Origin of the sequence: Geodermatophilus chilensis, from assembly GCF_002802985.1 — a bacterium.
Taxonomy (GTDB): domain Bacteria; phylum Actinomycetota; class Actinomycetes; order Mycobacteriales; family Geodermatophilaceae; genus Geodermatophilus; species Geodermatophilus chilensis.
This window is the reverse complement of record NZ_NVPT01000070.1, coordinates 21,919-28,168: the sequence shown is the minus strand read 5'-3', so window position 1 is coordinate 28,168 and position 6,250 is coordinate 21,919. Positions and strand designations below refer to the sequence as shown.

Genomic DNA, 6,250 nt, shown 5'->3' with positions numbered 1-6,250 from the left:
CTCCGCGGCCGAGGCCACCACCCCGGACTGCGCCGAGGTCTCCTCCGCCGACGCCGAGATCTGCGCCGAGGACGCCGACAGCTCCTCCGAGCTCGCCGCCACCGCATCCGCCGACGCGGCGACGTCGGCGAGGACGGCGCGCAGGCCGGCCTGCGCCTCATCGAGGGCCGCGGCCATCTGCCCGACCTCGTCCCGGGACGTCACCCCGGTGGACGCCGTGAGGTCGCCGGCGGCCAGTGCCTCCAACGCCGCCTTGACCCGCTGCACGGGACGACGCACCGAGCGCATGGTGAGCCAGCTGATCGCGAGGATGAGCGCGACACCGACGCCGGCGACGACGACGGTCAGGAGCTCGGTGCTGTCGACGGCGTCGGCCAGGCGGGCGGCGGCGTCGTCCGTGGCCACCTGCAGGGTGTCCTTGGCGGCGCCCACGGCCCCGTCGGTCAGGTCGTTGGCGACCTGGATCTGCGCGTACCCGGCCCGCGCGGCGACCTGGTCGGCGACGGCGGAGTCGATGAAGGCACTGATCGCGGTCGTGTAGTCGGCGAAGCTGTCCTCGAGGTCCGCGACGGCCGTGGCGGTCTCGCCGGTCAGCGGGATGCCCGACAGCTCGGCGAGCAGCTCGTCGGCGGTGGCCACGTCCTCGTCCAGCTCGGCGAGGGCGTCGGCCGGGACCTCGCGCACCAGGGCGCGGAAGGCGTCGACCTTGAGCTCGCTGGCCCGCGTGTCGAGTTGGAGGACGACGCTCTCGGCGCCGGCCAGGGCCGTCAGCTCCTCGTTGACGTCCCGCACGGTGGCGTTGCCGACGACCACGGACCCGACGACGCCGGCGAAGGCGACGGCCACGACACCGACGAGGGCGCCGAACTTGACCGACAGCGGACGGTCGGCGAACCAGCCTCCGGAGTGCCCGGAGGACTGTGTGGTGCGGACGGACATGGGGTCTCCTGAGGAGGGGTGGCGGGCCGACGAGGCGGGTTGAGGCGCAATGGTGGGCCGTTCTGTCACTGCGTCTGCTCCATTCCGGGCCGTGTCGTGGCGCACCGCCCGACAAATGTCGGCGGCCGCCTCTCGCCGATTCCCTTGTCGACATCCGGCGCCGTTCCCGTTCGCCGGGCGCGACCGTCCCCGCGCGGTCGCGCCCGGCGTACGGGCCGGTCAGTACTGGAAGCGGCCCACGGAGGTGCGCAGGTCGGCGGCCATGCGGGACAGCTCGTCCACGGCGGTGCGGGTCTGGGTGAGCGCCTGGGTGGTCGCCTCCGCGGCGGTGGACACCCCGCTGATGTTCTCGGTGATCTGACCGGATCCGGCGCCGCCTCGTTGACCGAGCCGGACATCTCGCTGGTCGTGGCGGTCTGCTCCTCCACCGCGGAGGCGATGGTGGTCTGGAAGTCGTTGATCTGACCGATCACCGTGCTGATCCGCCCGATGGCAGCCACCGCACCCGAGGTGTCACCCTGGATCGCCTCCACCCGCCGGGCGATGTCCTCGGTGGCCTTGGCGGTCTCCTGGGCCAGCTCCTTGACCTCGTTGGCGACGACGGCGAAGCCCTTGCCGGCCTCCCCGGCGCGGGCGGCCTCGATGGTGGCGTTGAGGGCGAGCAGGTTGGTCTGCTCGGCGATGCTCGTGATCACCTTGATGACGTCGCCGATCTCCCGGGAGGACTCCCCGAGCTTGGTCACCGTGGCCGTCGTGGTCTCCGCCTCGGTGACGGCCTGCGCGGCCACGCGGGCAGCCTCGGCGGCGTTCTGGCTGATCTCCCGGATGCTCGCGCCCATCTGCTCCGCGCCGGCGGCGACGGTCTGCACGCTGCGGGAGACCTCCTCGGCCGCGCCCGACACCACGCCGGACTGCGCCGAGGTCTCCTCCGCCGACGCCGAGATCTGCGCCGACGACGCCGACAGCTCCTCCGACGACGCGGCCACGGCGTCCGCCGACGACACCACCGACGACACGACCTGCCGCAGGTCGGCCACGGCCTCGTCGAGGGCGGTGCCCATCCGGCCCAGCTCGTCCCGGGACTGCAGGCCGGCCCGGACGGTGAGGTCATCGGCGGCCAGGGCGGCGGCGACCCCACCGACCGAACGGACGGCGGCGACGATCTGACGGGCCACGCCGACCCCCAGCCCCAGGGCGACCAGGCTGCCCACGAGGAGGGCGATGACGATCGTGGTGCGCGAGTCGGCATAGGCCGCCTGCGCCCCGGCCGCCCGGTCGGCGGCCTGCTCCTCCTCGGCGGCGCGGGCCGCGGCGAGGTCGGCCTCGGCGATCTCGATCGCCGGGACGAGCTGCGTGTCCCGCGCCTGCTGGTACGCAGCCATGTCGTTGGCCCGGGACAGCGGGATGACGACCCCGTCGCGCAGCCGGCCGACCTCCTGCCAGTGCTCGGTGGCGTCGACGGCCGCCGGGTCGGCGGCGTTCGGCCGGTAGGAGGCGAGCAGCTCGGCGAGCGCGGCCTCGTGGTCGTCGATGGCGGCCTCGATGCGGTCCATGGACGCGGCGTCCAGGCTGGTCGCGTGGTTGAGCGTGTCCAGCCGCAGCTGCATCGCCGTGCGCTGCACCTGGGCCAGGACGGTGAGCGGCTGGACGTTCTGCTCGTACATGGCCTGGGTCTCGTCCGCGGTGGCCCCGAGCTTGACCAGGCCGAGCAGCCCGACGCCCACGGCGACGACGAGCGTCACGAGGACGGCACTGAGGATCTTGACGAGCACGGGCAGGTCGCGAGCTCGGGCGAGGACGGAGGGACGGTCGGTCACGGGCATGGCAGGTCTTCTCTCGGGGCGGTGAGCTGCGCCTGGAACGGCGCGGGAGAAGTGCGTGGGCGCCGAGGACCCTGCCCCTCACTTGAGGGTGTCAAGCGACGCAATCTTGACCCACTCGGTGGGTCAGCGGATCTCCGGGGTCGCCGTGTCGCCTCGGCCCGCCTGCTCGTCCGCCCGTCCACCCACTCGGTGGTCGGTGCAGCGTCCGAGGGGATCGGTGGGGGAGTGCAGGTCACCGCCACGGCGGCTCGGCCGCCGGCGCGCGGGGTCGCACGGGACCACGTCCCGTGTCGACACGAATGGGACGGCCACCGCCACAGCCCCGGCCGGTGACTCCCGGACACGGCGGGACGCGACTCGGCCGCGGCGCCGGTCAGGTGGTCAGGCGGTCAGGTCGGCCAGGGTGTCGAGCAGCACGACGACGGCGGCCGGGTCGGTGACCCGGTGGCGGGCCACCGTCTCGCCCTCGCCGACCTTGACGGTGAGATCGGCGGGGGACAGGGCGCGGAAGGCGTCCTCGTCGGTGCGGTCGTCGCCGAGGTAGACCGTCGCGACGGCGCCGAGGTCGTCGCGCAGCCGCAGCAGCGCGGTGCCCTTGTCGGCGTCGGTGACCGCGAACTCGAGCACCTCCTTGCCCGGCTTCAACGTCAGTGACGGATCCGCCGCGGCGTGGGCCTGCTCGAGCAGCGCGGCCGCCGCGACGCGGTCGGTCACCTGCCGCACGTGCACCGCCACGCTGGCCGGCTTGACCTCCAGCCGCGCGCCGGGCACCGCGGCGACCAGCGGGGCCAGGCGCTCGGCGAGCGCGTCGCGGCGCGCCGCGAGCTCCCCGGTCAGCGGGCCGCCGTACTCGGCCCCGTGGCTGCCGATCCAGCGGTAGGGGCCCTCGAACCCGCTGACGGCGCGCAGGTCGGCCACCCCCCGGCCACTGACCAGTGCCACCGTGACGCCGTCGGCGGCGGCCAGCCGCGCCAGCACCTCGGCCGTCCCCGGCAGGGGGACGGCGGCCGACGGGTCGCCCACCAGCGGCGCGAGGACGCCGTCGTAGTCGCTGGCCACCAGCAGCGGCCGCCGTCGGGCCACGGCCGCCAGCGCCTCGGTCAGGTCTGCCGGCAGCGCGGCGGGCGGCGCCTCCGGCCGGGTCACGCCTGGGCCTGGAGCGCGTCGAAGAACGAGTTGGCCCAGTGCTCGAGGTCGTTGCGGGCCAGGTGGCGGCGCATCGCGCGCATCCGCTTGGCCGCCTCGGCCGGCTCGAGGCGCAGCGCCCGCACCAGCTGGTTCTTGACCCCGGCGATGTCGTACGGGTTGATCAGGAAGGCCTGCTTGAGCTCGGCGGCGGCGCCGGCGAACTCGGAGAGCACCAGGGTGCCGCCGAGGTCGCTGCGGGCCGCGACGTACTCCTTGGCGACGAGGTTCATGCCGTCGCGGTACGGCGTCACGAACATGACGTCGGCGGCCCGGTAGAGCGCGGCGAGCTCCTCGCGGGGCACCGACTGGTTGATGTAGTGGACGGCGGGCCCGCCGAGGGTGCCGAAGACGCCGTTGATGTGGCCGACCTGCTGCTCGATCGTCTCGCGCATGTGCACGTAGTGCTCGACGCGCTCCCGGCTGGGCGTGGCGACCTGCACCATCACCGTGTCGGGGACCTCGACGACCGCCTCCTCCAGCAGCTCCTGGAAGGCGTTGAGCCGGACCGCGATCCCCTTGGTGTAGTCCAGCCGGTCGACGCCCAGGATCATCTTCCGCGGGTTGCCGAGCTCGGCGCGGATCTCCTCGGCCCGCTTGACCACCTGCGGGGAGCTGGCCAGCTCCTCGAAGGCGCGGACGTCGATGGAGATCGGGAAGGCGCGCGCGGTGACCGTGCGGCCGTCGTACTCGATGGTCGAGCCGCGGGCGGGCAGGTCGTGCAGCCGGCGGGCCAGCTGGACGAAGTTGGCCGCCGCGCTGGGCCGCTGGAACCCGACCAGGTCGGCCCCGAGCAACCCCTCCACGACCGCCGAGCGCCACGGCAGCTGGGTGAACAGCTCGTACGGCGGGAAGGGGATGTGCAGGAAGAAGCCGATGGTGAGGTCCGGGCGCCGCTGGCGCAGCATCGCCGGCACCAACTGCAGCTGGTAGTCGTGCACCCACACGATCGCGCCCTCGGCGGCCACCTCGGCGGCGCGCTCGGCGAAGCGCTTGTTGACCTGGACGTAGGCGTCCCACCACGTCCGGTGGTACTCGGGCTTCTCGACCACGTCGTGGTACAGCGGCCACAGCGAGGCGTTCGACATGCCCTCGTAGTAGCGGTCGACCTCCTCCTCGGAGAGCGGCACGGGGATCAGCGACATCCCCCCGGACTCGAAGGGTTCGGGGGCCTCGCCGGCCGATCCGGACCAGCCGACCCAGGCGCCGCCACGGCCGGCCACGAAGGGCTCCAGCGCGGTCACCAGACCGCCGGGGCTGCGCTGCCAGCGGGTGCTGCCGTCGGGGTCGGTGACCTGGTCGACCGGCAGCCGATTGGCCACCACGACCACCGGGCTGTCCGCCCGTTCGTGTCCTGCCGCTGTGCCACCCATACCGTCCCTGACCCTACTGAGCGCCGCCGGAAAGGGCAGCCCCGGGCTCATCCGGAGGCCAGCAGGTACCCCAGCGCGGCGGCCCCCACCCCCAGGACGACGGAGGCGACCAGGTACCCCAGGCCGCGGGCGAGCCGGCGCTGCTCGACCATCCGCACCACGTCGCCGCCGAAGGTGGAGAAGGTGGTGAGCGTGCCGCAGAAGCCGGTGCCCACCAGGGCCACCACCGCCGGGGGAGTCGCGGCGGCCCCGAGCACCAGGCCCAGCAGCGCGCTGCCGGCGACGTTGACGGCCAGCGTGCCGCGCGCCGGGTCCCGCCCGCCGCGGGCGGCCAGCCGGATGGCCAGCAGCCGCAGCGGGGCGCCGACCAGCGCACCGGCCACCACGAGCAGCGGCGTCACAGCGTGCGGGCGGCCCGCACCGCCAGGGCACCGGCGGCCACGGCCAGGACCCCGCCGACGACGGAGACGAGCACGTAGCCGGCGGCCAGCAGCGGCGCGCCGGCCTCGAGCAGCCCGACCGCCTCGACCGCGAACGCGGAGTAGGTCGTGTAGCCGCCCAGCACCCCGACGGCGAGGAACGGCCGCGCCCACGGCGGCTCGGGGGAGCGGGTCGCGAGGACGGCGACCAGCGCGCCGAACACCAGGCAGCCGGTGAGGTTGACCAGCAGCGTGGCCCACGGCCAGCCACCGGAGGTCTGCGGCAGCGCCGTCGCCACGCCCCAGCGGGCCAGCGCACCGAGCGCGCCACCGAGCGCCGCGAGCAGGTACGCCACGCCGCCCCCTCCCTCTCCGCCTCGTCTCCCGGAACGATCATGGCGCGCCGGTGGCGACACGCCCGTCACCGGCGGCGTGTCCCCACCGCAGGTCCATGATCGTCGCCGGGGAGGCCGGAGGCGGGGAGGGCAGGGGCGGCCCCGTCCAGGGCACC

General features: G+C 74.4%; 5 protein-coding genes and 1 pseudogene. All 6 read right to left on the bottom strand.

Annotation, left to right across the window (positions count from 1 at the left end; translation table 11 throughout):
- On the bottom strand, nucleotides 1-939 hold a 939-nt coding region (locus CNO22_RS13430), incomplete at its 3' end, for a HAMP domain-containing protein (protein ID WP_157936940.1).
- Nucleotides 940-1,158: 219 nt separating this feature from the next.
- Nucleotides 1,159-2,762 (bottom strand): annotated as a pseudogene (locus CNO22_RS13425) (methyl-accepting chemotaxis protein).
- A gap of 381 nt (nucleotides 2,763-3,143) precedes the next feature.
- Nucleotides 3,144-3,908 carry a trehalose-phosphatase gene (otsB, locus tag CNO22_RS13420; RefSeq protein ID WP_100499850.1) on the bottom strand — a complete coding sequence of 255 codons (765 nt, stop codon included), beginning with the start codon at nucleotides 3,906-3,908 and terminating at the stop codon, nucleotides 3,144-3,146.
- Nucleotides 3,905-5,269, bottom strand: a complete 1,365-nt coding sequence (locus tag CNO22_RS13415; RefSeq protein ID WP_269799596.1) for an alpha,alpha-trehalose-phosphate synthase (UDP-forming) — start codon at nucleotides 5,267-5,269, stop codon at nucleotides 3,905-3,907. The genes otsB and CNO22_RS13415 overlap by 4 nt, the downstream gene beginning before the upstream one ends.
- A 98-nt stretch (nucleotides 5,270-5,367) precedes the next feature.
- Entirely contained in the window at nucleotides 5,368-5,721 is a 354-nt protein-coding gene (locus tag CNO22_RS13410) for a fluoride efflux transporter FluC (protein ID WP_100499848.1), read from the bottom strand.
- Entirely contained in the window at nucleotides 5,718-6,095 is a 378-nt protein-coding gene (crcB, locus tag CNO22_RS13405; protein ID WP_100499847.1) for a fluoride efflux transporter CrcB, read from the bottom strand. The genes CNO22_RS13410 and crcB overlap by 4 nt, the downstream gene beginning before the upstream one ends.
- Between the last annotated feature and the right edge of the window lie 155 nt (nucleotides 6,096-6,250).